Genomic DNA, 23941 nt, shown 5'->3' with positions numbered 1-23941 from the left:
GCGGAGTCCGGGGTCCCCCGCAGGGCGGTGCGGGTTCCACGGAGAAGGATCACCCGCGCCCGGCGAGCACCTCCGCGAGGTCGAAGGTCACCGGGCGCTCCAGCTGCTCGTAGGTGCACGAGGCGGGCTCGCGGTCCGGGCGCCACCGCACGAACTGGGTGGTGTGGCGGAACCGCTCGCCCTCCATGTAGTCGTAGCGGACCTCGACCACCCGCTCCGGACGCAGCGGGACGAAGGACAGGTCCTTGCCGGCGTTCCACCGGCTCGTCTCGGACTTGCGCGGGGTGCGCTCGCCCTCCAGCTGCTTCGCCCAGGCCCACGGGTGGTCGTCGAAGTCGGTGACCAGCGGCTGCAGCTCGGTCATGAGCTCGCGGCGGCGCGCCATCGGGAACGCCCCGACGACCCCGACGGACACCAGCACCCCGCGGGCGTCGTGCAGGCCGAGCAGCAGCGACCCGACGGCGTCCGGGCCGGACTTGTGCACCCGGTACCCGGCGACGACGCAGTCCGCGGTCCGCTCGTGCTTCACCTTGGTCATGACGCGCTTGTCGGGCTGGTAGGTCCCGGCCGGGTCCTTCGCGATGAGCCCGTCGAGCCCGGCACCCTCGAACTTCTCGAACCAGCGGCGCGCGGTGCCGGTGTCGTCGGTGATCGGGGTGAGGTGCACCGGCGGGGCGACGCCGGCGAACGCCTCCTCCAGCAGCGCGCGGCGCTCGGCGAACGGGCGCGCGGTGAGGTCGTCGTCGCCGAGGGCCAGCAGGTCGAAGGCCACGAACGACGCCGGCGTCTCGGTCGAGAGCAGCGTCACCCGGCTGGCCGCGGGGTGGATCCGCTGCTGGAGCGCCTCGAAGTCCAGCGCGTTCCCGGAGGCGACGACGATCTCCCCGTCGACGACCGCGCGCGGCGGGAAGTGCGCCTTCACCGCCTCGACGACCTCGGGGAAGTAGCGGGTCATCGGCTTCTCGTTGCGGGAGCCGATCTCGACCTCGTCGCCGTCGCGGAAGACGATCGAGCGGAAGCCGTCCCACTTGGGCTCGTAGAGCCTGCCCTCGGGGATCGACGGGGCGGGCTTGGCCAGCATCGGCTTCACCGGGGGCATCACGGGCAGGTCCACGGCGGACGAGTCTCCTCTCGATCGTCGGGGCGAGCATCCCGGCTCGCCCGTCCGAGGGGGGACCGGCCGGGTGGGCCAGACTGATCGGTGTGGGACGACTGCCCGACCGGGAGGCGCTGGAGCGGGCGCGGGACGCGACGATCGACGACGTCCTGCCCGGGCCCGGCGACCCGCCGCTGCGGGTGCTGTTCTGCGGCATCAACCCCGGCCTGGTGTCGGCGGCGACCGGGCACCACTTCGCCCGTCCCGGCAATCGGTTCTGGCCGGTGCTGCACGGGGCCGGGTTCACCCCGCGCCTGCTGGCACCGGCCGAGCAGGGCGAGCTGGCGCGGCTCGGGCTCGGCATCACGAACATGGCGCCCCGGGCCACCGCGCGGGCCGACGAGCTGTCCGACGACGAGGTCGTCGCCGGTGGGGAGCGGCTGCGCGCGCTGGTCGCGGCGCGGGAGCCGGGGTGGCTGGCCGTCGTCGGGATCGGGGCCTACCGGACCGCGTTCGGGCGGCGCGACGCGGCGGTGGGGGAGCAGACCGACCGGCTGGGGGCGACCGGGATCTGGGTGCTGCCGAACCCGTCGGGGCTCAACGCGCACTGGTCGCGCGCGGCGATGGTCGCCGAGTTCGCGCGGCTGCGGGCCCGCGCCCGGGAGCAGGGGCCGGGCTAGGCCCCCGGGGTCGTCGCGCGCAGGAACAGCCCGAGCGCCAGGCCGACGGCGAGGAAGACCAGCAGCCACCACCACGTGCCGGACAGCACCCACACGGCGGACCCGACGGCGAGACCGCCGCCGATCCCGTACCCGAGGCGGTTCAACCTGTCCTTGCGTGGCCCGTCGTCCATGGGCGCCGAGCCTAGCGGCCGCCTCCGTCGAGATCGGGCAGATCGGGCGTCTCCGCGCCGTCGCGCTCGTCGCGGTCGGCCCACTCCAGCAGCGGCTCGATGCCGAACACGGCCTCGTCGATGCCGGCGTGCAGGTCGCCCAGCTCGGCGTAGCGGGCCGGGACGGTGGCGATCGTGAAGTCCCGGGGCTCGCAGTCGTCGACTTCGTCCCAGGTCACCGGGGCCGACACCCGCGCGTCGGGGGTGCCGCGCACCGAGTAGGCGCAGGCGATCGTGTGGTCGCGGGCGTTCTGGTTGTAGTCGACGAAGACCGTCGACGGGTCGCGGTCCTTGCGCCACCAGGACAGGTCGACGCGGTCGCAGCGTCGCTCCACCTCGCGGGCGAACGCGTGCGCGGCGCGGCGGACGTCGGCGAATCCGTGGTCGGGCGGGATGCGCACGTAGACGTGCAGCCCGGAGCCGCCGGAGGTCTTCGGGAACCCGGTCGCGCCCAGCTCGTCGAGCACCTCGTGCACCACACCGGCGACGCGGCGGACGTCGGCCCAGGACGCGTCGGGCATCGGGTCCAGGTCGATGCGCCACTCGTCGGGGGACTCGACGTCGGCGGCGCGGGAGTTCCAGGGGTGGAACTCGACCGTCGACATCTGGACCGCCCAGACGACGTCGGCCGGGTGGGCGACGCACAGCTCGTCGGCGGTGCGGTTGTACCGCGGGAAGGTCACGCGGACGGTGCGGACCCAGTCGGGGGCGCCGCGCGGCAGCCGCTTCTGGTGCACCTTCTCCCCGGTGACGCCGGTGGGGAAGCGGTGCAGCATGCACGGCCGGTCGCGCAGCGCGCGGACGACGCCGTCGCCGACGGCGGTGTAGTAGTCGGCCAGGTCCCGCTTGGTCTCGCCCCGCTCCGGGAAGTAGACGCGGTCGGGGCTGGACAGCCGCACCACGCGGTCGCCGATCGTCAGCTCGACCGGCTCACCCGCACCGCGCGCGGCCACCCGACGGGGTCAGAGCCGGCGACGCCGACGGTAGACCGGGAGCGCGACCGCACCGATCAGGCAGACGACGGCGGGCACGGCCGAGAAGAGGAACTCGGTCCAGCTGGTCGGGTGGCCGATCGTGAACAGCAGCAGCGCGATGCCGGCGACGGCGGCCGCGATCGGCAGACCCTTGGAGAAGTTCTGGTGCCAACCCCAGTCGACCGACGGCTCGTCCGCCGGGTCGACGCCGGACCTGATCGCGATCTCGCGCGTCCTGCTCGGGACTGCGTTGCTCGCCACTGCCTTGCTGGCCACTGGGGTTCCTCCTGGTCCGGCTCCGTGCGGGGTCATCGTCGCACAGCTCGCGGGGCGAGGATGATGTGCCGTGATGAAGTCACTCGTCGTGTTGGGCAGCACCGGGTCGATCGGCACCCAGGCCCTGGACGTGATCACCCGCGCCGGCGGGTTCACGGTGTCCGGGCTGGCCGCGGGCGGATCGGACGTGGACCTGCTGGTGTCCCAGGTCCGCGCGCACCGGGTCGGGCGGGTCGCGGTCGCGTCCGCCGCGGCGGCGGTGCGGCTGCGGGAGGAGCTGCCCGGCGTCGAGGTGCTCGACGGCCCGGACGCCGCGACCGAGCTGGTCACCGCCTGCGGCGCCGACATCGTCCTGAACGGCATCACCGGCTCCCGTGGCCTCGGCCCGACCCTGGCCGCGCTCGCCACCGGCGCCCGGCTCGCGCTGGCGAACAAAGAGTCGCTGGTCGCGGGCGGCCCGCTGGTGTCGGCGGCGGCCGCGCCGGGCCAGATCGTGCCGGTCGACTCCGAGCACTCCGCGCTCGCGCAGTGCCTGCGCGGCGGACGGGAGTCCGAGGTCGACCGGCTGGTCCTCACCGCCTCGGGCGGCCCGTTCCGCGGCCGGTCGCGCGCGTCGCTGCGGGACGTGACCGTCGAGCAGGCCCTCAAGCACCCGACCTGGGACATGGGCCCGGTCATCACGATCAACTCGGCGACGCTGGTGAACAAGGGCCTCGAGGTGATCGAGGCGCACCTGCTGTTCGGGGTGCCCTACGACCGCATCGACGTCACCGTGCACCCGCAGTCGATCGTGCACTCGATGGTCACCTTCACCGACGGCTCGACGATCGCGCAGGCGTCGCCGCCGGACATGCGGCTGCCGATCGCGCTGGCGCTCGGCTGGCCGGACCGCATCGCCGGCGCCTCGGCGCCGTGCCGGTGGGACACCGCGCAGAGCTGGACCTTCGAGCCCCTCGACGACGACGCGTTCCCCGGTGTGCGGCTGGCCCGCGCCGCCGGGACCACGGGCGGCTGCCTGCCCGCGGTGCTCAACGCGGCCAACGAGGAGCTCGTCGAGGCGTTCGTCGCCGGGGCGATCGGCTACACCGACGTCACCGACCTGCTCGGCGGGGTACTGGAGGCGGCCGACGCCTGGACGGGTGACCCGGCTACCGTGGACGACGTGCTGGCTGCCGAGACCTGGGCCCGCGCCCACGCGCGCGAGAAGGCGGGAACGTGACCATCGTCTGGACGGTCGTCGGTATCGCGATCTTCTTCTTCGGGCTGCTGCTGTCGATCGCCTGGCACGAGCTCGGGCACTTCACCACGGCTCGCTGGTTCGGGATCAAGGTCCCGGAGTTCATGGTCGGCTTCGGCCGCACCCTCTGGTCGGTGCGGCGAGGCGAGACCGAGTACGGCATCAAGATGATCCCGCTGGGCGGCTACGTCCGGATGATCGGGATGCTGCCGCCCGCGAAGGGCGGGACGCTCGGCCGCAACCGTCGCACCGGTCCCTTCCAGGGGCTGATGGACGACGCGCGGCGCCAGTCGCAGGCCGACGTGCTCCCGCAGGACGCGGACCGGCAGTTCTGGACCCGGTCGCCGTGGAAGCGGATCATCGTCATGTTCGCCGGGCCGTTCATGAACCTGATCCTGGCGATCGCGCTGTTCTTCGTGACGCTGATGGGCGTCGGGGTGCTCACCCCGACCACCCAGATCTCCGCGCTCGAGGAGTGCGTCCTCCCGGTCACCGCGGTGCAGAACGGCGCGCCCGACCGCTGCCCGGCGGGCGCCCCGCGGGCCCCGGCGCTGGCCGCGGGCGTGCAGCCCGACGACCGGATCGTCGCCGTCGCCGGCCGCGAGTTCGGCGCGGACGAGGGCGAGGCCGTGCAGGACGCGATCCGCGCGTCGTCCGGGCCCACGCCGATCGTCGTGGAGCGCGGCGGGCAGCAGATCCCGCTGACCGTGGACGTCATCCCCAACACGCTGCCGGACCGCGAGTCGGACGACCCGAACGCCACGATCACCGCCGGCTACCTGGGCGTGCTGCTGAACACGAACTACCAGCCGCTCACCGCGGGGGAGACGGTCGGGCGGATCGGCGACGGCATGGCCCGCACCGCCGAGGCGGTCACCCAGATCCCGGCCCGGATCCCGGCGCTGTTCGGCGCCGCGTTCCTCGGTGAGGAGCGGGGCGAGAACAGCCCGATGGGCGTCGTCGGCGTCTCCCGGATCGGCGGCGAGATCCTCGCCCAGCAGAACGTGCCCTGGCAGCAGGACGTGTCGCTGTTCCTGAACATGCTCGCCGCGGTGAACCTGTCGCTGTTCTTCCTGAACCTGCTGCCGGTCCCGCCGCTGGACGGCGGCCAGATCGTCCCGGCGATCTGGGAGGCGATCAAGCGCAACACCGCGAAGCTGCTCGGACGCCCCGACCCCGGGCCGGTCGACGCGGCCAAGCTGCTACCCGTCGCCTACGTCTTCGTGATCGTCTTCCTGGGGTTCTCGGTCATGGTCGCGATCGCCGACATCGTCAACCCGGTGCGGCTGTTCGGGTGAGCGCAGCACCCGAGGGCGCACGCCCGCTGGCGGTCTTCGACATCGACGGCGTCCTCGCCGACGTCTCGCACCGGCTGCACTACCTCGACGTGCACCGGTGGGAGAAGTTCTTCGCCGCCGCGCACGCCGACCCGCTGCTCGACGAGGGCGCGGACCGGCTGCGCGCGGCCCAGGGCGAGTACGACGTCATCTACCTGACCGGCCGCCCCGAGCGGAACCGCAGGCTGACCGAGACCTGGCTGAAGGGCTTCGGCCTGCCGACCGGGCCGCTGTTCATGCGCCCCGACGACGACCACCGCCCCGCCCGCTACGTCAAGCGCGAGGTCCTGCGGCTGCTCGCCCGTGAGCGGGAGATCGCGATGATCCTTGACGACGACCCCGCCGTGGTGCGGGTGCTGACCGACGACGGGTGGCCGGTGGAGCTGGCGACCTGGCTGCCGCACAGCTCGACGCTGCAGGACGCGCAGGAGAACCAGGGCCGCACGTAGTGCCCCTGCTCACCGGGTACGGCGGGTCCCGCGGCGCGGTGGGATAGTGGAGGTCGTGAGCGTCTCCCTGGGTATGCCGTCCGCGCCCGCGCCGACCCTGGCCCCGCGCCGGAGGACGCGGCAGCTGCAGGTCGGCCCGGTCGGTGTCGGATCCGACCACCCGATCTCCGTCCAGTCCATGACGACCACCCTGACCTCCGACGTCAACGCGACCCTCCAGCAGATCGCCGAGCTGACCGCGGCCGGCTGCGACATCGTGCGCGTCGCCTGCCCGTCCGCCGACGACGCCGAGGCCCTGCCCGCGATCGCGCAGAAGTCGCAGATCCCGGTGATCGCCGACATCCACTTCCAGCCCAAGTACGTGTTCGCCGCGATCGAGGCCGGCTGCGCCGCGGTGCGGGTGAACCCGGGCAACATCCGCAAGTTCGACGACCAGGTCAAGGAGATCGCGCAGGCCGCGAAGGACCACGGCACGCCGATCCGGATCGGGGTCAACGCGGGCTCGCTCGACAAGCGCCTGATGGAGAAGTACGGCAAGGCGACGCCCGAGGCGCTCGCCGAGTCGGCCATGTGGGAGGCGGGCCTGTTCGCCGAGCACGACTTCCACGACATCAAGATCTCGGTCAAGCACAACGACCCGGTCGTCATGGTGCGGGCCTACGAGCTGCTCGCCGAGCAGTGCGACTACCCGCTGCACCTGGGCGTCACCGAGGCCGGGCCCGCGTTCCAGGGCACGATCAAGTCGGCCGTCGCGTTCGGGGCGCTGCTGCGCCAGGGCATCGGCGACACCATCCGGGTCTCGCTGTCCGCGCCGCCGGTCGAGGAGATCAAGGTCGGCCAGCAGATCCTCGAGTCGCTGAACCTGCGCCCGCGCAAGCTCGAGATCGTGTCCTGCCCGTCCTGCGGGCGGGCCCAGGTCGACGTCTACACCCTCGCCGACGAGGTCACCGCCGGTCTGACCGGCATGGAGGTCCCGCTGCGCGTGGCCGTCATGGGCTGCGTCGTCAACGGTCCCGGTGAGGCCCGCGAGGCCGATCTGGGCGTCGCCTCCGGCAACGGCAAGGGCCAGATCTTCGTCAAGGGCGAGGTCATCAAGACCGTCCCCGAGCACAAGATCGTGGAGACGCTGATCGAGGAGGCCATGCGGCTCGCCGAGGAGATGGGCGAGAGCGTGGACGGTGCGACGGGTGAACCGCAGGTGACCGTCGGCTGAGCGAGTGCCGGTACCGGACGGGCGTCGGCGTGGCATCATGAACCCGTGCTGAGGGTGGCCGGAGCACGGCTTCTCGACGATCGTCACCGCTCCGGGGTGCACGACGTGCTCGACGCCGACCCGGTCGCCGCGTGCATGGTCGCCTCCCGCATCGAGGCGGTCGGCCTCGACCCGTGGCGGCTGGGCGGTGAGCTGTGGTCCCACGGGGCCCCGGCGGACGGTCTGTGCTTCTCCGGGGCGAACCTGGTGCCGCTGCGCGGTGACCGGGCGGCGCTGCGTGCCTTCGCCGACCGGGCCCGCCGGGCCGGACGGGTGTGCTCGTCGCTGGTGGGGCGGGCCGAGCTCGTCCTGCCGCTCTGGGAGGAGCTCGCACCGGGCTGGGGCCCGGCCCGCGAGATCCGGCCCGACCAGCCGCTGATGACCCTCGAACGGCCACCGATGATCGCGCCCGACACCCGGGTGCGTCCGGTCCGCATCTCCGAGCTCGACCGCTACCTGCCGGCCGCCGTCGCGATGTTCACCGAGGAGGTCGGCGTCGACCCCCGCGAGGGCGACGGCGGGGCGGGCTACCGGGCCCGGGTCGCCGAGCTGATCACCTCCGGGCGGGCGTTCGCCCGGTTCCACGACGGCGAGGTCGTGTTCAAGGCCGAGATCGGCGCCCTGTCGCGCACCGTCGGCCAGATCCAGGGGGTCTGGGTGAACCCGGCCTGGCGCGGGCACGGGCTCGGCACGGCCGGGACCTCGGCGGTCGCGGTCGCGCTCGCCGGGATGGGCCGCCGCGCCAGCCTGTACGTCAACGCCTTCAACGCCCCGGCCAGGGCCGCGTACCAGCGGGTCGGGTTCGTGCAGGTCGCGCGGTTCGCCACCGTCCTGTTCTGACCACGATCGGGTCACGGTGGTTGACCGTGCCGCAACGGCACGGTGTCGACTCGGCCGTGGCCGCGGACATCCGCCGCGCCACCACGAGCAGGGAGGTCGTCGTGTCCCGTTCCAGCTCCGCGTCGCCGGTCACCACCGGGACCGGTCCGCGCCCGGGGTGGGTGGAGGTCGTCGTCGGCCTGGTCGTGCTGGCCGCCGTCGCCTACGGGGGGCGGACCGCTGGTGCTGCGGACCCTCGACCCCGGTCCGCTCGCCGGGGGCCTGTTCCTCGCGGCGCTGTCGGGGATCGCGGGCATCGCCGGGTTCGCCGCGGCCGTCGCGGTCCGGCGTCGCCCGCTGCCGGAGTTCGGCGTGCGGGCGACGACCGTGCGCTGGCTGCTGCTCGGCGCCGCCGGGGCGGTCCTGGCCTTCGTCGTCAGCCGGCTGCTGGTGGTCGGGATGGTCGCGCTCGGGATCGAGCCGGAGAACATCCAGGGCGCCTACGCCGACGCGGGCAGCGGCGGGGCCTGGTCGGTGGCGCTGTCGCTGCTGTTCCTCGCGGTGCTGACTCCGCTGGGGGAGGAGCTGCTGTTCCGCGGGGTGGTCACCTCGGCGCTGCTGCGCTACGGCGCCGTCGTCGGTGTGGTGGGCAGTGCCGTGGTGTTCGCGCTGGCGCACGGGCTGAACGTGGTGTTCCTGACGGCGCTGGTCGTCGGGCTGGTCGCTGGTGAGCTGCGACGACGCAGCGGTTCGGTGTGGCCGGGGGTGGTCACGCACCTGGTGCACAACGCCATGGCCCAGGTCGTCGCGCTGGCGTTCGCCGGGGTGCTGTGAGCGACGGGCACCTACCAGGCGCCTGACGGCGTCGGTCCGTGCCCGACGAGGACGTCCCGCTCCGGGAGCTCATCCGACCGCACCGTGCGCGAGACCCTGGCCGCGGCGGAGGACTGACGGGGCGCCCGGACACCCGGGCCTCACACCGGGCGCGGCATACTCGCTGATCGTGATCGCCACCCTGCGGAAGCGCCCCCTGGTCCTGGCCGCCGCGATCGTCGTGCTCGTCGCGGTGGGTGTCGTGGTGGCGCTGCTGCGCCCCTGGGGTGGTGCCGGGACGACCGCCGAGCGGTACGTCACGGCCTGGGCCGCGGGGGACGCGCCGGGTGCGGCCGTCTACACCACGGACGCGGAGACGGCGGGCGCCTACCTGCAGAAGTCCCGCGACGACCTCGCCCCGGCCGGCATGACCGCCCGGGTGACCGGCACCCGCACCGACGGCGACCGCGCCACGTCGACGGTGGAGGTCGCCTGGGACCTGGGGCAGGGCCGGGCCTGGAACTACACCCTGGACCTGCCGCTCGTCGCCGCCGACGACGTCGCGGGCAACGACACCGGCTGGGCGGTCGACTGGTCGCCCGCCGCGTTCGCGCCGGGGCTCACCGACGGCCAGCGCCCGGTGACCCGCACCGTGACCGCCGCCCCGGCGCCCGTCCTCGACGCCGGCGGGGCCACGCTGCTCGCGCCCACCCCGGTCGTCACCGTCACCCTGGACAAGGCGCAGGTCGGGCAGGCCGCGGCCGGGCTCGGCTCCGCACTGGGCACGATCGACCCCGCGATCACGGCGTCGAGCATCACCGCGGGCGCGAACGCCGTGCCGGACGGGCAGGCCTACACCGTCGTCGTGCTGCGGGAGCCCGACTACCAGCGGGTCCGCGACCGCATCTACGACCTGCCCGGCGTCCGGTTCGTGTCCTCGACGCGGCTGCTGCCGCCCGACCAGGGCTTCGCGGGCCAGCTGATGCAGGGCGCCCGCGCCGACATCGAGAAGGCCGCCGGCGGGACGCCCGGCTGGTCGGTCGACGTCGTCGGCGCCCGCGGCGAGACCGTCCGCTCGGTGGCCGGGCAGCCCGCCGGGCCGGGGAAGCCGGTCACCCTGGAGCTGGACCGCACCGTGCAGGACGCGGCGCAGGCCGCCGTCGACGCCGACTCCAAGCAGGCGATGATCGTCGCGATCCGGCCGTCCACCGGGGCGGTGCTCGCGGTGGCGCAGAACGCGGCCGCCGACCGCGACGGCACGCTGGCCCTGACCGGCCGCTACCCGCCCGGCTCCACCTTCAAGATCGTCACCGCGTACGGGGCGATGCCGGCGGAGAACCTCACCCCGCAGTCCCCGGTCGAGTGCCCCGGCACCACCGTCATCGACGGGCGCACCATCCCCAACGAGGACTCCTTCGTGCTCGGCACCGTGCCGCTGACCGAGGCGTTCGCGCAGTCCTGCAACACCACGTTCTCCCGGCTCGCCCTCGGCCTGCCCGCCGGCGGCCTCCCGGACGCCGGGAAGGCGCTCGGCTTCGGCGCGGACTGGAAGATCCCCGGGATGACGACGATCACCGGCACCGTCTCGCCCGCCACCGACGACCTGCAGCGGGCCAGCGACGGCTTCGGCCAGGGCGACGTCCTCGCCTCCCCGTTCGGCATGGCGCTGGTGTCGGCGACCGTCCAGCACGGCGCGCCCGTCACGCCGTCGCTGATCCGCGGGGCGACGACCGAGGCCGCCGTCGCGCCCGGCACCCCGGACCGCGCGGTGCTCGACCAGCTGCGGCCGATGATGCGCGCCGTCGTCACCTCCGGGACGGCGCGGGCCGCCGCCGGGCAGGGCGAGGTGTACGGCAAGACCGGCACCGCCGAGTACGCGGGCCCCGACGGCAGCAACCGCTCGCACGGCTGGTTCACCGGCTACCGCGGTGACCTGGCCTTCGCCACCCTCATCGTCGACGGCGGGTCGTCCGGGCCCGCGGTGCAGATGACGGCGCGCTTCCTGGCCGGCGTCCCGCGCTGAGCGACCCGGCCGGGCGGCGGCGGGACGACGTCTTGTCGGGCGCCCTACCCTGGTCGTCGTGCACCCCAGCCGGATCCCCGCCCTGGCGTTCGTGGCCGACCTCGTCGCCGTCGTGGTGTTCGCCGCCATCGGGAGGCTGAGCCACGCCGAGGCCGACAGCGTGCTCGGCCTGCTCGGCACCGCGCTGCCGTTCGCGCTGGGCGCCGCGGCGGCCTGGGCGACGCCGTGGGTGCGGTCGGCGCCCGCGTCGCTGCGAGCCGGGGCGGTCGTGCTCGCCGGGGCCGTGGTCGTCGGGCTCCTGCTGCGGCTGGGGTTCCTGGGGCGGCTTCCGCTGTCGTTCGCGATCGTCGCGACGATCTCGCTCGCGGTCCTGCTGCTGGGCTGGCGCGGGATCTCCGCCGCCGTCGCGCGGATGCGGGCCCCGCGCACCCCGACCCGCTGAGGGTCCCGGACGTACGATGGGGGTCATGTCGACCCGCACGCTGCTCGTCCCCGGCACCCCGACCCCGATCCGCGAGGTGCCGTCGCACATCCCGCGTCCGGAGTACGTCGGCAAGCCGGCCCCGGCACGCAGCCGCCGCGGCGACATCCAGACGCCCGAGACGATCGAGCTGATGCGCCACGCCGGGAAGGTCGCGGCCCAGGCGCTGCAGCTCGCGGGGGAGACCGTCCGCCCGGGCATCACCACCGACGAGATCGACCGCGTGGTCCACGAGTTCCTCGTCGACCACGACGCGTACCCCTCGACGCTGGGCTACCGCGGCTTCCCCAAGTCCTGCTGCACCAGCCTCAACGAGGTCATCTGCCACGGCATCCCGGACACGACCGTGATCGACGACGGCGACGTGCTCAACGTCGACGTCACCGCGTTCGTCGGCGGGGTGCACGGCGACACCAACGCGACCTTCCTCGCCGGTGAGGTGTCGGAGGAGGCGCGGCTGCTCGTCGAGCGCACCCGCGAGGCCACGATGCGCGCCATCAAGGCCGTCCGCCCCGGGCGCGAGCTGAACGTCGTCGGCCGGGTCATCGAGTCCTACGCCAAGCGCTTCGGCTACGGCGTGGTCCGCGACTTCACCGGCCACGGCATCGCCCACGAGTTCCACTCCGGGCTGGTCGTGCTGCACTACGACCAGCCCGACGTGCACACCGTCCTCGAGCCGGGGATGACCTTCACCATCGAGCCGATGATCACCCTCGGCGGTATCGACTACGACACCTGGGACGACGACTGGACGGTCGTCACCAAGGACAAGTCGTGGGTCGCGCAGTTCGAGCACACCATCGTGGTGACCGACGACGGCGCGGAGATCCTGACCCTGCCCTGAGGCGGGTCCGCCCGGCGTGCGGGGTCAGGCGGCGGCGCGCTCGCGCAGCAGGGCCAGCGCCTCGTCGGCGTGCTTGTTCATGTCGGTCTCGGACCCGATCTCGGCGAGGACCGCGCGGTCCTCGCCGATCACGAACGTCTTCCGGCGGGTGTGGAAGTTCCCCGGCAGCCAGGCGCGGTAGGCACCGAAGGACTTCGCGACGGTGTGGTCGGCGTCGGACAGCAGCGGGAACCCGAAGCCGTTCGCGGCGGCGAACATGTTCTGCTTGTCCGGCCGGTCCGAGGAGATCCCGACCGGCTGCGCCCCGATCTCGGCGAACTCGGCCGCGAGGTCGCGGAAGTGGCAGGCCTCGGCGGTGCAGCCACCGGTCATCGCGGCCGGGTAGAAGAACAGGACGACGGGCCCGGCGGCCAGCAGGTCGGACAGCCGACGCGGTGCGCCGGCCTCGTCGGGCAGCTCGAAGTCGGTGGCGGTGTCGCCGACGGCCATGATGTCTCCTCGGGTCGCGGGTGCGGGGGTGGGTCAGGAACGTGGGGGCAGCGGGAGGAACCCGCTGGTGCGGCGGACGTAGTCGGCGTAGCCGGGGCGCCGGTCGGCGATGTCGCGTTCCAGCAGCGCCGCACCGGTGCCCTTCATCAGGTTCGCCGTGATCACGGCGACCCCGACCAGGCCGATCAGCCCCGCCGGGTGGTGCAGGGCGAGGATGCCCAGACCCCACCAGACGCAGGCGTCGCCGAAGTAGTTGGGGTGGCGGGTGAACCGCCACAGACCGCGGTCCATCACCTCGCCGCGGTTCGCGGGCTCGGCGGTGAAGCGGGCCAGCTGGGCGTCGCCGACGGACTCGAAGGTGAACCCGACCGCCCAGACGAGCACGCCGAGCACGGTGACGGCGACCAGCCATCCCGTGGCCGCGGTGCCGTACTGGGCGACCTGGACGGGCAGCGAGACGACCCACATCACCGCGCCCTGGGTGAGGTAGACGCGCCGGCCGATCGAGCCGCGCTCGCGCAGGTCGACGTAGCGCCGGTCCTCGGGCTTCCCGTGGTTGCGCCGCGCGATGTGGCGGGCCAGCCGCCCGCCCCACACCGCGACGAGCACGACCACCAGGGCGCGCCGCCAGCCGTCGCCGGTCGGGTCGAGGGCCGTCGCGGTCACCGCGGTGACGAGCGCGACCCACACGAACCCGAGCCCCCAGACGACGTCGACGCCGTCGTGCCGGCCGCGCCGCACCCCGATCGCGTAGGCCAGCGCCATGAGCAGCGCGACGGCGACAGCGGCGACGCCGAGGTTGACGGCCCAGGCCGCCCAGGGGAACGGGTTCACACCGATCATGCTGTCGCGGCCGGCGACGGCGCGCCCGCCGGGGCGGACCCGACAGCCGGGTCGAGCCCCAGGATCCCGGTGCGGCTGCGCGGCAGCCCGGAGGTGCCGTCGACGCCGGGGCGCACGGTCAGGATCTGGTGCACGCCCATCCGGTTCTCCTCGAACGCCAGCGCCGCACCGGCCAGGTACAGCAGCCAGATGCGCCACTGCTCCTCGCCGATCATCCGGACCGCGGTGTCGCGGTGCGCCTGCAGCGTCTCCAGCCAGGGTCGGACCGTCCACACGTAGTGCTCGCGCATCGAGTGGACGTCCACGACCTCGTGCCCGGCCTGCTCCAGGAACCCGAGGGTCTCACCGAGCGGGCGCATGTACATGTCCGGCGCGACGTAGGCCTCCATGAACGCGCCGCCGCCGGGTGCGGTGTTCGACCCGACCGAGCCGCGCGACATCTGCTGGAGCAGCAGGCGTCCGTGCGGGCGCAGCATGCGGTGCAGCTGCGCGGCGTAGACGCCGTAGTTCTCCTGCCCCACGTGCTCGCCCATCTCGATGGAGGAGACGGCGTCGAAGGGCTGGTCGTCGATCTCGCGGTAGTCCTGCAGCCGGATCTCCACCCGCTCCGACAGCCCCGCCCGGCGGACGCGCTCGACGCCGTAGTCGCGCTGCTGCGCGGACAGGGTCACGCCGGTGGCGTGCACGCCGTAGTGCTCGGCCGCGTGCACGAGCAGCGAGGCCCACCCGCAGCCGACGTCGAGCAGCCGCATCCCCGGCGCCAGGCCGAGCTTGCGGCAGATCAGGTCCAGCTTGTCGCGCTGCGCGTCGACCAGGCCGTAGCCGGGCCCCTCGTCGCGGGTCCAGTAGCCGCACGAGTACGCCATCTGCGGGTCGAGCAGGAAGGCGTAGAACTCGTTGGACAGGTCGTAGTGGTGGCTGATGGCGTCGCGGTCGCGGCGACGGCTGTGCCGCCGCCCGCCCAGCCGGGCCTCCGACGCCGGCGGCCGCGGCGGGGTGCCGACGGCGCCGAGCCGGGCCGCGGTGCCCAGGGCGCCGAGCTTCTGGCGCAGGTCGAGCCGCACCGCGCCGGTCCCGGGCTTCGCGAGCTGCCAGAACCGGGACAGCCCGTCGGCGATGTCGCCGTCGAAGGACAGGTCACCGGAGACGAACGCGCGGGCCAGGCCGAGCTCGCCCGGCGCCCACAGCAGCCGGCGCAGGGCCCGGCGCCGGTTGACGATCACCGTCGGCGGGGTCGGGTCGTCGGGGGTGCCGGTCCGGCCGGCCTCGCTGCCGTCCCAGGCGCGCAGCCGCACCGGGAGCGGGGCGCCGAGGACGTCCTCCAGGAGCGAGGTGAGACGCTCCGCGGGGGTGGTGGTCATGGGGGCACCTCTCAGAAGGACGGGCGGCGCTGCAGCGAGAACTGGAAGACGTCGAGGTAGCCGACGCGGAACCCGGCCTCGCAGTAGCCGAGGTAGAACTCCCACATCCGCCGGAACGTCTCGTCGAAGCCGAGCGCCTCGACCTCGTCCCACCGCTCGAGGAAGCGGGTGCGCCAGTGGCCCAGGGTGCGGGCGTAGTCGTAGCCCAGGCTCCGGCGCTCGGCGACGTGCAGCCCGCCGGTGTGCCGGGCGAGGTTGTCCTCGATGGACTCGACCGACGGGATGATCCCGCCGGGGAAGACGTACTTGTGGATCCAGGTGTAGTCGTTGCGGGAGACCATCATCCGGTCGTGCGGCATGGTGATCGACTGCAGGCCGACCCGGCCGCCCGGCTTGAGCAGCCGGTCCAGCGCGGCGAAGTACGTCGGCCAGTACTCGACGCCGACGGCCTCGATCATCTCGACCGACACGACGGCGTCGTAGGAGCCCTGGGCCTCGCGGTAGTCGCGCAGCAGCACCTGCACCCGGTCGGCCACGCCCGCCTCGGCGAGCCGCGCCTCGGCGAGGGTCTTCTGCTCCTGCGAGATCGTCAGCGTGGTGACCCGGGCGCCGCGCTGCGCGGCCCGCGTCGCGAGCCCGCCCCAGCCGGTGCCGATCTCCAGTACGTGCATCCCGGCCTCGACGCCCGCCATGTCCAGGATGCCGTCGATCTTGCGTTCCTGGGCGAGGACGAGGTCGTCGGAACCGTCGGCGAACCAGCCGGCGGAGTAGGACATGGTGTCGTCGAGGAACAGCGAGAACAGCTCGTTGGACAGGTCGTAGTGGCGGTGGATGTTCTCCCGCGACCCCTCGACCGAGTTGACCTCGGCGGTGGGCTGGCGGGCCTCGGCGAACCGGCGGCCCAGCCGCTGCAGGGCGGGCGGCACCAGCGTCGACAGCCGGGCGGCGAACGGGGTGAGCAGCCCGGGCAGGTCGGTGGTCGTCCAGTCGCCGACCATGTACGACTCGCCGAAGCCGATCTTCGAGTCGGCGCCGAGCCGGTGGAAGAAGGCCGAGGGCCGCTCGATCCGCATCACCGGCGAGGACGGACCGCCGGACCCGATGCGCTCCCCGCCGGGGAACACCACACGGACCGGCAGCGACCGGACGGCGTTGCGGAACAGCGACTCCGCGATCCGGGCCTTGGCCGGGGCCACGGGCGGCGTCGCCAGACCGGGCCACACGCCCTCGTTGGGGCGGGGGACGGCGTGGGTGCGGGGCCGGGCGCCGCGCGCCCCGCCGGTCACCGGCACGGCGATCCCGTCGTGCTGCATCGTCATCGCGAGAGCCCTTCCTGAGGCTGATCCTGTGTGGAGTGTTCGTCGGGGAGGCCCGCGCGGTTCTGTGGTGGCCGGGCCGGTTTCGGCACGACCGGCAGCTTCGTCCACAGCGCGATGCCGTGGCGCCGGATCAGCGCCGCGGTCCGCTGGGTGACCAGCGGGCGGCGCAGCACCGTGCGCGCCACCTGCCGGGTGGTCGCGGGCCTGCGGATCCCGGCCAGGGTGGCGACGAACGCGGGCGCACCGTCCTGGTGCAGCGTGATCGCGATGCCGAGCCGGTCACCGGGCTCGGGCAGGCGCATCGTGTAGTGGCCGTCGACGGTGAGGAACGGCGAGACGTAGAACTCCTTGTCCACCTCCGCCCGCCCCGACGGGTCGGGGTGCAGCAGGTAGCAGTGCCGCTCGCCGTAGGTGTTGTGCACCTCCGCGACCACGCAGGCGAGCGTGCCGTCGGCGCGGTGGCACCAGAACACCGAGATGGGGTTGAACACGTAGCCGAGCACCCGGGCGTGGGCGAGCATCAGGACCCGGCCCCCGGCCAGGTCGATGCCGTGCGCGGCCAGGTAGGTGTCGACGTTCTCCCGGATTCCGCGCTCGGGGTCCCCGAGGTGGTCGCGGGCGTCGAAGCGGGCGAACGGGCGCAGCCAGAACGGCAGCCGCGGCAGCGCGTCCAGGTCGACGAGCCAGTAGTAGATCGGGTGCGAGAACGCCGTCTCCAGGTCGCGCCGGCGGGCGTGACGGACCTCGGCGTCGTAGAGCGCCGGGGTGCTCACCAGCTCACCCCGAGCGCGCGGGCGGCGCGCACGCCCGAGGCGCAGCCGTCCTCGTGGAAGCCCCAGCCGTGGTAGGCGCCGGCGTAGGCGGTGACCGGGGTGTTCAGCTCCGGCAGGCGGCGCTGTGCGGCCACCGAGTCCGGCGTGTACACCGGGTGCTCGTAGGTCATCCGCGCGACGACGGTGTCCGGGTCGATCCGCCCGGTGCCGTTCAGGGTGACCACCCAGTCGTCGGGGTCGGTGAGGCGCATCAGCCGGTTCATGTCGTAGCTGACCAGCACCGGGGCCTCGGTCGAGTCGGCGCAGGAGGGCTTGAGGTAGTTCCACGACGCCCGGGCGCCGCGCCGGCGCGGCAGCAGCGAGGTGTCGTGGTGCAGCCAGGTCTCGTTGCGGGAGTAGGTGAACGCCCCCAGCACGGCCCGCTCGTCGGCGGTGGCGCCGTCGCCGAGGACCGCCAGCGCCTGGTCGGGGTGGGTGGCGAGCACGACGTGGTCGAACGCGGCGACGGTGTCGGCGTCGTCGCGGACCTCGACGCCCGCGGTCGAGCGCAGGACCGAGCGGACCGGCGTCGCGGTGCGCACCGCCGGGAGCTGCTTGACGACACGGTCCACGTAGGAGCGGGACCCGCCGGTGACGGTCCGCCACTGCGGCGACCCGCCGATCCCGAGCATGCCGTGGTGGTCGAGGAAGGTGAACAGGTAGCGCGCCGGGTAGTCCAGCGAGAGCGCCGCGCCCGCCGACCACACGCAGGACACCACCGGGATCATGAAGTGCTGCACGAAGTAGCGGGAGTAGCCGCCGATCGCGAGGAACGCCCCGAGCGTCACGTCGCCGGCGGACTCCTCGGTCAGGACCCGCCGTGCGTGCCGGTGGAACCGCACGACCTCGCCGAGCATCCGCAGGTAGGCCGGCCGGGCCACGTTGGAGGCCTGCGGGAACAGACCGCCCAGCTTGCGGGCGCCGGCGTACTCCAGCCCGCAGCCGTCGCAGCGCACCGACATCGACATGTCGGAGTCCTGGGTGGACACCCCCAGCTCGCCGAACAGGCGCAGCAGGTTCGGGTAGGTGCGGTCGTTGTGGACGATGAACCCGGAGTCGACGTGGGTGGTCCCTCCGTCCGACGACGCCAGCTCGTGGGTGTGGGCGTGCCCGCCGGGGCGGGCGTCGGCCTCGTACAGCGTCACGTCGTGGCTGCGGGACAGCAGGTAGGCGGCCGTCAGACCGGACACCCCGCTGCCGACGACGGCGACGGTCGGACGCGCCTGCGGTGCACTCACCTGTCAACTCCTTCGAGGGCGACCCGCAGCCCGGCCGGGGCGGGTTCCGCCATGGCGTTCGAGATGACCGGGTCGCGGGGTTCGGCCCCGAGCTCGCCGAGTGCGAAACGTCGCACCAGGGAGGTCCAGTCACCGGCGCGGCGGAGCATGGCGTGGCCGTCGCCGAGCACGTCGAAGCGGGCGACCCGGTCGGTCACCGACCGGGCGCGCAGGGCGTAGGCGTAGGACGCGGCGGGGTCGGTCATCCGCTCCCGGTCGCCGTGGGCGATCAGCACCGACCGTCCGGCGAGCTGGTCGACCGGGTCGGAGCCCTCCAGCCAGGGGGCGAGCCCGCACACCGCGACGACGCCGGGTGCGCCCGCCGCCCGCAGCACCGCGCGGGCACCCATCGAGTGCCCGACGAGCACGACCGGGCGTCCCGGGTAGCGGCGCGCGAGCTCGTGGACGGCCCACTCGGCGTCGCGGTAGGCGTCCATGGCCGGGCCGTTCCAGCCCTTCAGCCGGTAGCGCAGCAGGTGCACTGCGACGCCCGAGCCCACCTCGGTCCGGTGGGCGCGCCCGCCGCGCTCCAGGGAGTGCGCGAACGGCAGCATGCGCAGCAGGGCCAGCCCGCGCCGGGCGGGCGCCGTGGAGTGCGACTTCCCGCCGTGGGCGACGAGCACGACACCGGCCGGTTCGGGGTGTCGGTCGCCGGCGTTCTCCAGCCACGGACTCGGATCGGGCACGGGGCGCCTCGCAGGGGACGGGGTGCACGGGGCACCGGAACGGTCTCGGCGCGTGTTCGTCCGGCGGCCCGGTGGTGGCCGGTCGGTGGGACCGTCCTCACATCGGGTCGGCCCGGACACGGTCCGCGACCGGTGCGTACCCGTCGACCCTAGATCGGGTCCGCGGTATCTCGCTCGTCGAGACATCTCGGCACGCGGGGATCGCTCGAACGGGTGAGGTGTGCGTCACCTCCCGTGGTCACGGCCGGGGTGGGTAGGACCACGGACGCACCCGGTCGTCGTGAGGGGCGAAGATGGTCGTGTGCCCGGGACCGGGCGCCGTGGACGGACGGGCGGGGAGGACGACGACGATGGGCGTGCCACCGGAGCTGACGGTGTGGCAGAAGGTCGTGGCGACGGTGCGACGCCGGCGTCGCGGGTCGGGCTTCTGGTTCGGGCTCGCGATCGCGGTGATCTGGCCGTTCGTCGTCTTCGGGACCCGGCTGGGCTGGCGCGGCGCGGAGCACCTGCCGCGCACCGGCGGCGCCCTGCTGGTCGGCAACCACGTCTCGTTCTCCGACCCGATCTTCGACATCGCCTTCGGCACCGCGCACGGCCGGATCCCGCGGTTCCTGGCCAAGGGCGAGCTGTGGTCGGTGCCGGTGGTGAAGTGGGTGCTCGGGCACGGCGGGCACATCCCGGTGTACCGGTCGTCGAAGCGGGCGGCGGAGTCGTTCACCGGCTCGATCGACGCCCTGGAGCGCGGGGAGATCGTCGCGATCTACCCGGAGGGCACCTACACCCGCGACCCCGGGCACTGGCCGATGAAGCCGAAGAACGGCGTCGCCCGGATCGCGCTGCGCTCCGGCGCCCCGGTGATCCCGATGGCGAACTGGGGCACCCAGGACTTCCTGCCCGCCGACGGGAAGCCGACGCCGTTCCCGCGCAAGCGGGTCACGGTCGCGCTCGGCCCGCCGGTGGACCTCTCGGAGTTCGCCGGGAAGCCGCTCACGAAGACCACCCTCGACGCGGCCACCGCGAAGATCATGGACGCGGTGACCGGGCTGCTCGAGGAGCTGCGCGGCGAGACCCGCCCGGCGACGACGTACGACCCGGAGGCGCGGCCGCGTCCGGAGGCGCCCGGCGAGCCGCTCGACCCGGCCGAGCGCGCCGCCGGCTGAGCCTCAGATCTCCAGCCCCAGCAGGGCGTTCTCGATGACCTCGGGCAGCGCCGGGTGGATCCAGTACTGCCCGGTCGCGATCTCGGAGACGGTCTGGCCGAACACCATCGCCTGGATCAGCTGCTGGACCAGCGTCGACGCCTGCGGCCCGAGCAGGTGCGCGCCCAGCAGCCGTCCGGTGCCCTTCTCCGCGACCAGCTTGCAGATGCCGGTGCGGTCCTCCATCGCCCAGCCGTAGGCGACGTCGCCGACGTTCTGCACCTTGACCGCGATGTCGAACCCGGCGTCGCGGGCCTCGGTCTCGGTCATGCCGACCGAGGCGATCTGCGGCTCGGTGAACACCGCCGCCGGGACGAAGTCGTGGTTGGTGGCGCGCAGGTCGTCCGGGTGCGCCAGGTTGTGCCCGACGATCTTGGCCTCGTGGTTGGCCACGTGCTTGAGCTGGTGCGGGGAGCTCACGTCGCCCAGCGCCCACACGCCCGCGGCGGAGACGCTGCGCTGGTACTCGTCGACGGCGACCCGGCCGTCGGCGTGCACGGTGACGCCGCCCCGGTCCAGGTCCATCCGGTCGCCGTTGGGCATCCGGCCGGTGGCGACGAGCAGCGTGTCGGCGACGACGGTGGAGCCGTCGTCGAGGGTGATCTCGACCTCGCCGGGCCCGCCGCTGCCGTCGCCGGACAGCGCGGTGACCTGGCGGCCCAGCCGGCAGTCCCAGCGGGCGGTGGCGACCTCGGTGAACCGGTCGGACAGCGTGTCGTCGAGGTGGCGCAGCAGCTTCGGCCCGCGGGCGATCACGGTGACCTCGGCGCCGAGCGCGGAGAACACGTGCGCGAACTCGGAGGCGATGTAGCCGCCGCCGAGGATCGCGAGCCGGCGCGGGACGTCGTCGATGCGCATCACGGTGTCGGAGGTCTCGAACGGCACACCGGCGTCGCCGACCAGCGGCGGGATGCTCGGCCGCGACCCGGCGGCGATCACGATCCGGTCGCCGCTGACGGTGTCGGTGCCGGAGCCGTCGGTGCGCTCGACGCCCAGCTCGCGCTCGCCGGTGAAGCGGGCGTGCCCGAAGTACACGGTGACGTTGGGGCTGCGGTCGACCCGGTAGGAGCGCCCGCCGTCGGAGATCGGGTCGATCCGCCCGAACACCCGGTCCCGGATGTCGGTCCAGCGGATCTTGTCGACGGTGCCGTCGACGCCGTAGGTGTGCGCGTGCCGGATGGTCTCGGCGACGTCCGCGGCGTAGACGTACATCTTGGTCGGGATGCAGCCGACGTTCAGGCAGGTCCCGCCGAACACCCCGTGCTCGACGATCGCGACGTCGAGACCGGCGAAGCGTTCGTCGATGAAGGTGTTTCCGGAACCGGTGCCGATGACGACCAGATCATGGTGGGCCACGTCGCGAGGCTAACCGCTTCCGCGGGCCCGCGACGCTCTGGTACCCCTCTGCAGATGACCGTTCCCACACCGGCCGCGGCGACGACCCCGACCCTGCACCGCGCCTGGGCCGCCGACCTCGACCCGGCCACCCTGTACGCGCTGCTCGCACTGCGCACCGCGATCTTCGTCGTCGAGCAGGAGTGCCCCTACCAGGAGCTCGACGGGCGCGACCTCGAACCGCGCACCCGGCACCACTGGCTGGCCGACGGCGGCACGGTCGTCGCGACCCTGCGGCTGCTGGCCGACCCGGGCGGGGTGCTGCGGATCGGCCGGGTCTGCACCCGTGCCGACGCGCGTGGGCGCGGGCTGGGGCACCGGCTGATGGACTCGGTGCTCGCCGAGGTCGGCGACCGCCCCTGCGTGCTCGACGCCCAGGAGGTCCAGGAGCCGTTCTATGCCCGGCACGGGTTCGTGCCTGCGGGGGAGCGGTTCGTCGAGGACGGCATCCCGCACGTCCCGATGGAGCGCCGCCGCTCCTGAGCGGGGCTCAGCCCGCGGCCCGCTTGCGCAGGTCCGGCGGGAACTGCCCGGCGTCGATGCAGGCCTGCGACCAGCGGTCCAGGTCGGCGGCGACGCCGTCGAGGTCGTCGCCCAGCGCGGCGACCAGGTCGTCCTGGGACGCGTCGGTGGCGGCCTCGACCCGGTCGCGGAAGCGGCGGCCGTCGTCGGTGAGGGCGGCGTCGGACCCGGCGGAGGTGGTCAGGCCCTCCTCGGCGAGCCTGCGGGCGCCCGCGTCGGCCATGTCCTGCGGCCAGGCGCGGGTGCCGGAGTACTCGCCGAGCGGGTAGCCGACCCACAGCTCGGCGAGGATGCCCATCCGCACCGGGTCCAGCCCGGCCGCGACGGAGGCGGCCACGTGGCCGTCGCCGCGGTGCTCGCGCACCAGGTCGGCGGCCCGCCACAGCCGCCCGGCCGGGTCCTGGGGGCGGGGCCGGGCACGCAGGGCGGAGAACAGCGGCTTGCCCGCGCCGGACACCGCGTCGACGGCGCGCTCCAGGATCCCGGCGACCTCGGCGACGCGGCCCGTGTCGGTCTCGTCGCCGAGGACCGCGCGCAGGCTCGCGGCGGTCTCGGCGTCGCGCAGCCGCTGCAGCTCCTCGACGTCGACCAGACGCAGCGCGTCCTCCCAGGTGGAGCCGACGAACCCGGGCTCGAACACGGCGAACGCGGCGGCGACCAGCGCCCCGGGCGCCCGGCCGCCGAACGGTCCGCCGCGCCCGCCGACGTAGGCGGTGAAGAAGTCCAGGCCGCGGGCGCCGACGGCGTCGCCGACCCGGGAGGACCAGACGTCGTGCATGGCGACCGGTTCGAGCGCGTCGCGCAGCCGGCGGGCCGGTGCGCCCCCGGTCACCGCGCCGGACACCTCGATCCCCTCCGGTGCGGCGGCGAAGAAGATCCGGACGGCTTCGGCGTGGTCCACGTGCGCTCCTCGCGGGGTTCGGCGGCGCTGCCGGCCCGACGGTAGTCCCTCGGCCGGTGGCGCACGACCGGACGGCGGGCGTGCCCCGCGCGTCGCCGTCGCCGGGACGCCGAGTGCGCGATACTCCCGCGCGTGCCCGGACCCAGAGGGTGCACGATCGGACACGCTGGGAGAGGAAGGCGGAACGGATGAGCGACGACCGACGGGGCGGCGACTCCCCGGCCTGGGGGCGGGTCGGACCGGAGGACCCGACGGCGGACCCGGCGACCCATCCGGCGCTGCGCACACCCGACCCCACGGCCGATCAGCCGACCGTGGCGGTGCCGGTGGAGGGCGGCGGCCCGGACTCCGAGGCCACCACCGAGAAGCGCGCGATCCCGCACACCCGCACCGGCGGGCTGTGGGCCGCGCTGATCCTCTCGGCGGTCGTGCTGATCTTCCTGCTGGTGTTCATCCTGCAGAACACCGAGCCGGTCGCGATCAACTTCCTGTGGCTGACCGGGACGCTGCCCACCGGGGTGGCGCTGCTGTTCGCCGCGATCGCCGGGATCCTGCTGGTCGCCGTGCCCGGGACGGGCCGGATCCTGCAGCTGCGCCGGCAGGCGCGGCGGGGCTGACCCGCACGGGTCGCGGCCGGGGATGCG

At 73.9% G+C, this 23941-nt stretch carries 26 protein-coding genes; 13 read left to right on the top strand and 13 right to left on the bottom strand.

The features are described 5' to 3' along the window. Positions 1 to 49 precede the first annotated feature (49 nt). A complete protein-coding gene (locus KPL60_RS13050; RefSeq protein ID WP_226365965.1) occupies positions 50 to 1114 on the bottom strand; it encodes an ATP-dependent DNA ligase in 1065 nt (354 codons plus the stop codon). Between the two features lie 89 nt (positions 1115 to 1203). Between KPL60_RS13050 and mug the strand changes: the two genes are divergently transcribed. Continuing rightward, positions 1204 to 1776, top strand: coding sequence for a G/U mismatch-specific DNA glycosylase (mug, locus tag KPL60_RS13045; RefSeq protein ID WP_226355767.1), 573 nt, complete (start codon positions 1204 to 1206; stop codon positions 1774 to 1776). Here mug and KPL60_RS13040 read toward each other — a convergent pair. Genes KPL60_RS13040 through KPL60_RS13030 form a run of 3 tightly spaced genes read right to left on the bottom strand, consistent with a single transcriptional unit; the run spans position 1773 to position 3238 of the window. Then, a complete protein-coding gene (locus KPL60_RS13040; protein WP_226355768.1) occupies positions 1773 to 1949 on the bottom strand; it encodes a hypothetical protein in 177 nt (58 codons plus the stop codon). The genes mug and KPL60_RS13040 overlap by 4 nt on opposite strands. An 11-nt stretch (positions 1950 to 1960) precedes the next feature. Then, on the bottom strand, positions 1961 to 2941 hold the full coding sequence (gene ligD, locus KPL60_RS13035; RefSeq protein WP_226365964.1) for a non-homologous end-joining DNA ligase: 981 nt from the start codon (positions 2939 to 2941) through the stop codon (positions 1961 to 1963). A 9-nt stretch (positions 2942 to 2950) separates the two neighbouring features. Then, a complete protein-coding gene (locus KPL60_RS13030) occupies positions 2951 to 3238 on the bottom strand; it encodes a DUF2631 domain-containing protein (RefSeq protein ID WP_226355770.1) in 288 nt (95 codons plus the stop codon). Positions 3239 to 3311: 73 nt separating this feature from the next. Here KPL60_RS13030 and dxr point away from each other — a divergent pair, with 73 nt between their 5' ends. The 9 genes from dxr (at position 3312) to map (ending at position 12493) form a co-directional block, all read left to right on the top strand. After that, positions 3312 to 4457: a 1-deoxy-D-xylulose-5-phosphate reductoisomerase gene (gene dxr, locus KPL60_RS13025; RefSeq protein ID WP_226365963.1), complete on the top strand. Its 1146-nt coding sequence runs from the start codon at positions 3312 to 3314 to the stop codon at positions 4455 to 4457. Further along, the gene (locus KPL60_RS13020) at positions 4454 to 5773 is read left to right on the top strand and encodes a site-2 protease family protein (protein WP_226365962.1); all 1320 of its coding nucleotides are present in this window, start codon (positions 4454 to 4456) and stop codon (positions 5771 to 5773) included. Before dxr ends, KPL60_RS13020 begins: the two co-directional genes overlap by 4 nt. Continuing rightward, complete coding sequence (locus KPL60_RS13015) at positions 5770 to 6261, top strand: hypothetical protein (protein WP_226365961.1); 492 nt, start codon at positions 5770 to 5772, stop codon at positions 6259 to 6261. The genes KPL60_RS13020 and KPL60_RS13015 overlap by 4 nt, the downstream gene beginning before the upstream one ends. Before the next feature lie 55 nt (positions 6262 to 6316). After that, the gene (gene ispG / locus KPL60_RS13010; protein WP_208623059.1) at positions 6317 to 7474 is read left to right on the top strand and encodes a flavodoxin-dependent (E)-4-hydroxy-3-methylbut-2-enyl-diphosphate synthase; all 1158 of its coding nucleotides are present in this window, start codon (positions 6317 to 6319) and stop codon (positions 7472 to 7474) included. Between the two features lie 45 nt (positions 7475 to 7519). Further along, on the top strand, positions 7520 to 8353 hold the full coding sequence (locus tag KPL60_RS13005; protein ID WP_226355774.1) for a GNAT family N-acetyltransferase: 834 nt from the start codon (positions 7520 to 7522) through the stop codon (positions 8351 to 8353). Between the two features lie 222 nt (positions 8354 to 8575). After that, the gene (locus KPL60_RS13000) at positions 8576 to 9166 is read left to right on the top strand and encodes a CPBP family intramembrane glutamic endopeptidase (RefSeq protein ID WP_226365960.1); all 591 of its coding nucleotides are present in this window, start codon (positions 8576 to 8578) and stop codon (positions 9164 to 9166) included. Positions 9167 to 9335: 169 nt separating this feature from the next. Beyond that, entirely contained in the window at positions 9336 to 11168 is a 1833-nt protein-coding gene (locus KPL60_RS12995; protein WP_226365959.1) for a penicillin-binding transpeptidase domain-containing protein, read from the top strand. 58 nt (positions 11169 to 11226) lie between these two features. After that, positions 11227 to 11610, top strand: coding sequence for a DUF3054 domain-containing protein (locus KPL60_RS12990; protein ID WP_226355777.1), 384 nt, complete (start codon positions 11227 to 11229; stop codon positions 11608 to 11610). A 25-nt stretch (positions 11611 to 11635) separates the two neighbouring features. After that, a complete protein-coding gene (gene map / locus KPL60_RS12985) occupies positions 11636 to 12493 on the top strand; it encodes a type I methionyl aminopeptidase (RefSeq protein ID WP_226355778.1) in 858 nt (285 codons plus the stop codon). A 24-nt stretch (positions 12494 to 12517) separates the two neighbouring features. Here map and KPL60_RS12980 read toward each other — a convergent pair whose 3' ends face one another. Genes KPL60_RS12980 through KPL60_RS12950 form a run of 7 tightly spaced genes read right to left on the bottom strand, consistent with a single transcriptional unit; the run spans position 12518 to position 19280 of the window. Then, positions 12518 to 12982 (bottom strand): peroxiredoxin, encoded by a 465-nt coding sequence (locus KPL60_RS12980; RefSeq protein ID WP_226355779.1) that lies wholly within the window; start codon positions 12980 to 12982, stop codon positions 12518 to 12520. 33 nt (positions 12983 to 13015) lie between these two features. Then, positions 13016 to 13825, bottom strand: a complete 810-nt coding sequence (locus KPL60_RS12975; protein WP_226365958.1) for a DUF1295 domain-containing protein — start codon at positions 13823 to 13825, stop codon at positions 13016 to 13018. Next, entirely contained in the window at positions 13822 to 15186 is a 1365-nt protein-coding gene (locus KPL60_RS12970) for a cyclopropane-fatty-acyl-phospholipid synthase family protein (protein WP_226355781.1), read from the bottom strand. The genes KPL60_RS12975 and KPL60_RS12970 overlap by 4 nt, the downstream gene beginning before the upstream one ends. An 11-nt stretch (positions 15187 to 15197) precedes the next feature. Continuing rightward, positions 15198 to 16505 carry a cyclopropane-fatty-acyl-phospholipid synthase family protein gene (locus tag KPL60_RS12965; protein WP_226365957.1) on the bottom strand — a complete coding sequence of 436 codons (1308 nt, stop codon included), beginning with the start codon at positions 16503 to 16505 and terminating at the stop codon, positions 15198 to 15200. Continuing rightward, entirely contained in the window at positions 16502 to 17278 is a 777-nt protein-coding gene (locus KPL60_RS12960; RefSeq protein ID WP_226365956.1) for a DUF1365 domain-containing protein, read from the bottom strand. The genes KPL60_RS12965 and KPL60_RS12960 overlap by 4 nt, the downstream gene beginning before the upstream one ends. Beyond that, on the bottom strand, positions 17275 to 18555 hold the full coding sequence (locus tag KPL60_RS12955) for an NAD(P)/FAD-dependent oxidoreductase (RefSeq protein ID WP_226365955.1): 1281 nt from the start codon (positions 18553 to 18555) through the stop codon (positions 17275 to 17277). The genes KPL60_RS12960 and KPL60_RS12955 overlap by 4 nt, the downstream gene beginning before the upstream one ends. Beyond that, a complete protein-coding gene (locus KPL60_RS12950; RefSeq protein WP_226355785.1) occupies positions 18552 to 19280 on the bottom strand; it encodes an alpha/beta hydrolase in 729 nt (242 codons plus the stop codon). The genes KPL60_RS12955 and KPL60_RS12950 overlap by 4 nt, the downstream gene beginning before the upstream one ends. Before the next feature lie 350 nt (positions 19281 to 19630). Between KPL60_RS12950 and KPL60_RS12945 the strand changes: the two genes are divergently transcribed. Beyond that, positions 19631 to 20440 (top strand): 1-acyl-sn-glycerol-3-phosphate acyltransferase, encoded by an 810-nt coding sequence (locus KPL60_RS12945; RefSeq protein WP_226355786.1) that lies wholly within the window; start codon positions 19631 to 19633, stop codon positions 20438 to 20440. Positions 20441 to 20443: 3 nt separating this feature from the next. On the opposite strand, the gene KPL60_RS12940 is transcribed toward KPL60_RS12945, so the two are convergent. Continuing rightward, complete coding sequence (locus KPL60_RS12940) at positions 20444 to 21835, bottom strand: mycothione reductase (RefSeq protein ID WP_226355787.1); 1392 nt, start codon at positions 21833 to 21835, stop codon at positions 20444 to 20446. A 54-nt stretch (positions 21836 to 21889) separates the two neighbouring features. Here KPL60_RS12940 and KPL60_RS12935 point away from each other — a divergent pair, with 54 nt between their 5' ends. After that, a complete protein-coding gene (locus tag KPL60_RS12935; protein WP_226355788.1) occupies positions 21890 to 22357 on the top strand; it encodes a GNAT family N-acetyltransferase in 468 nt (155 codons plus the stop codon). 7 nt (positions 22358 to 22364) lie between these two features. Here KPL60_RS12935 and KPL60_RS12930 read toward each other — a convergent pair whose 3' ends face one another. After that, complete coding sequence (locus KPL60_RS12930) at positions 22365 to 23297, bottom strand: hypothetical protein (RefSeq protein WP_226365954.1); 933 nt, start codon at positions 23295 to 23297, stop codon at positions 22365 to 22367. Positions 23298 to 23485: 188 nt separating this feature from the next. Here KPL60_RS12930 and KPL60_RS12925 point away from each other — a divergent pair, with 188 nt between their 5' ends. Further along, the gene (locus KPL60_RS12925; protein ID WP_073578144.1) at positions 23486 to 23914 is read left to right on the top strand and encodes a lipopolysaccharide assembly LapA domain-containing protein; all 429 of its coding nucleotides are present in this window, start codon (positions 23486 to 23488) and stop codon (positions 23912 to 23914) included. Positions 23915 to 23941: the final 27 nt, after the last annotated feature.

This window comes from Pseudonocardia sp. ICBG162 (assembly GCF_020496225.1).
Taxonomy (GTDB): Bacteria; Actinomycetota; Actinomycetes; order Mycobacteriales; family Pseudonocardiaceae; genus Pseudonocardia; species Pseudonocardia alni.
This window is presented reverse-complemented; position numbering and strand designations above follow the sequence as displayed.

What these genes read in the sequence shown, in the direction of transcription:
- KPL60_RS12935 (WP_226355788.1), top strand. Translation starts at nt 21,890, where the DNA reads ATGACCGTTCCCACACCGGCCGCGGCGACGACCCCGACCCTGCACCGC.
- dxr (WP_226365963.1), top strand. Translation starts at nt 3,312, where the DNA reads ATGAAGTCACTCGTCGTGTTGGGCAGCACCGGGTCGATCGGCACCCAG.
- KPL60_RS12925 (WP_073578144.1), top strand. Translation starts at nt 23,486, where the DNA reads ATGAGCGACGACCGACGGGGCGGCGACTCCCCGGCCTGGGGGCGGGTC.
- KPL60_RS13040 (WP_226355768.1), bottom strand. Translation starts at nt 1,949, where the DNA reads ATGGACGACGGGCCACGCAAGGACAGGTTGAACCGCCTCGGGTACGGG.
- KPL60_RS12980 (WP_226355779.1), bottom strand. Translation starts at nt 12,982, where the DNA reads ATGGCCGTCGGCGACACCGCCACCGACTTCGAGCTGCCCGACGAGGCC.
- KPL60_RS12945 (WP_226355786.1), top strand. Translation starts at nt 19,631, where the DNA reads ATGGGCGTGCCACCGGAGCTGACGGTGTGGCAGAAGGTCGTGGCGACG.
- KPL60_RS12965 (WP_226365957.1), bottom strand. Translation starts at nt 16,505, where the DNA reads ATGACGATGCAGCACGACGGGATCGCCGTGCCGGTGACCGGCGGGGCG.
- KPL60_RS12970 (WP_226355781.1), bottom strand. Translation starts at nt 15,186, where the DNA reads ATGACCACCACCCCCGCGGAGCGTCTCACCTCGCTCCTGGAGGACGTC.
- map (WP_226355778.1), top strand. Translation starts at nt 11,636, where the DNA reads ATGTCGACCCGCACGCTGCTCGTCCCCGGCACCCCGACCCCGATCCGC.
- KPL60_RS12975 (WP_226365958.1), bottom strand. Translation starts at nt 13,825, where the DNA reads ATGATCGGTGTGAACCCGTTCCCCTGGGCGGCCTGGGCCGTCAACCTC.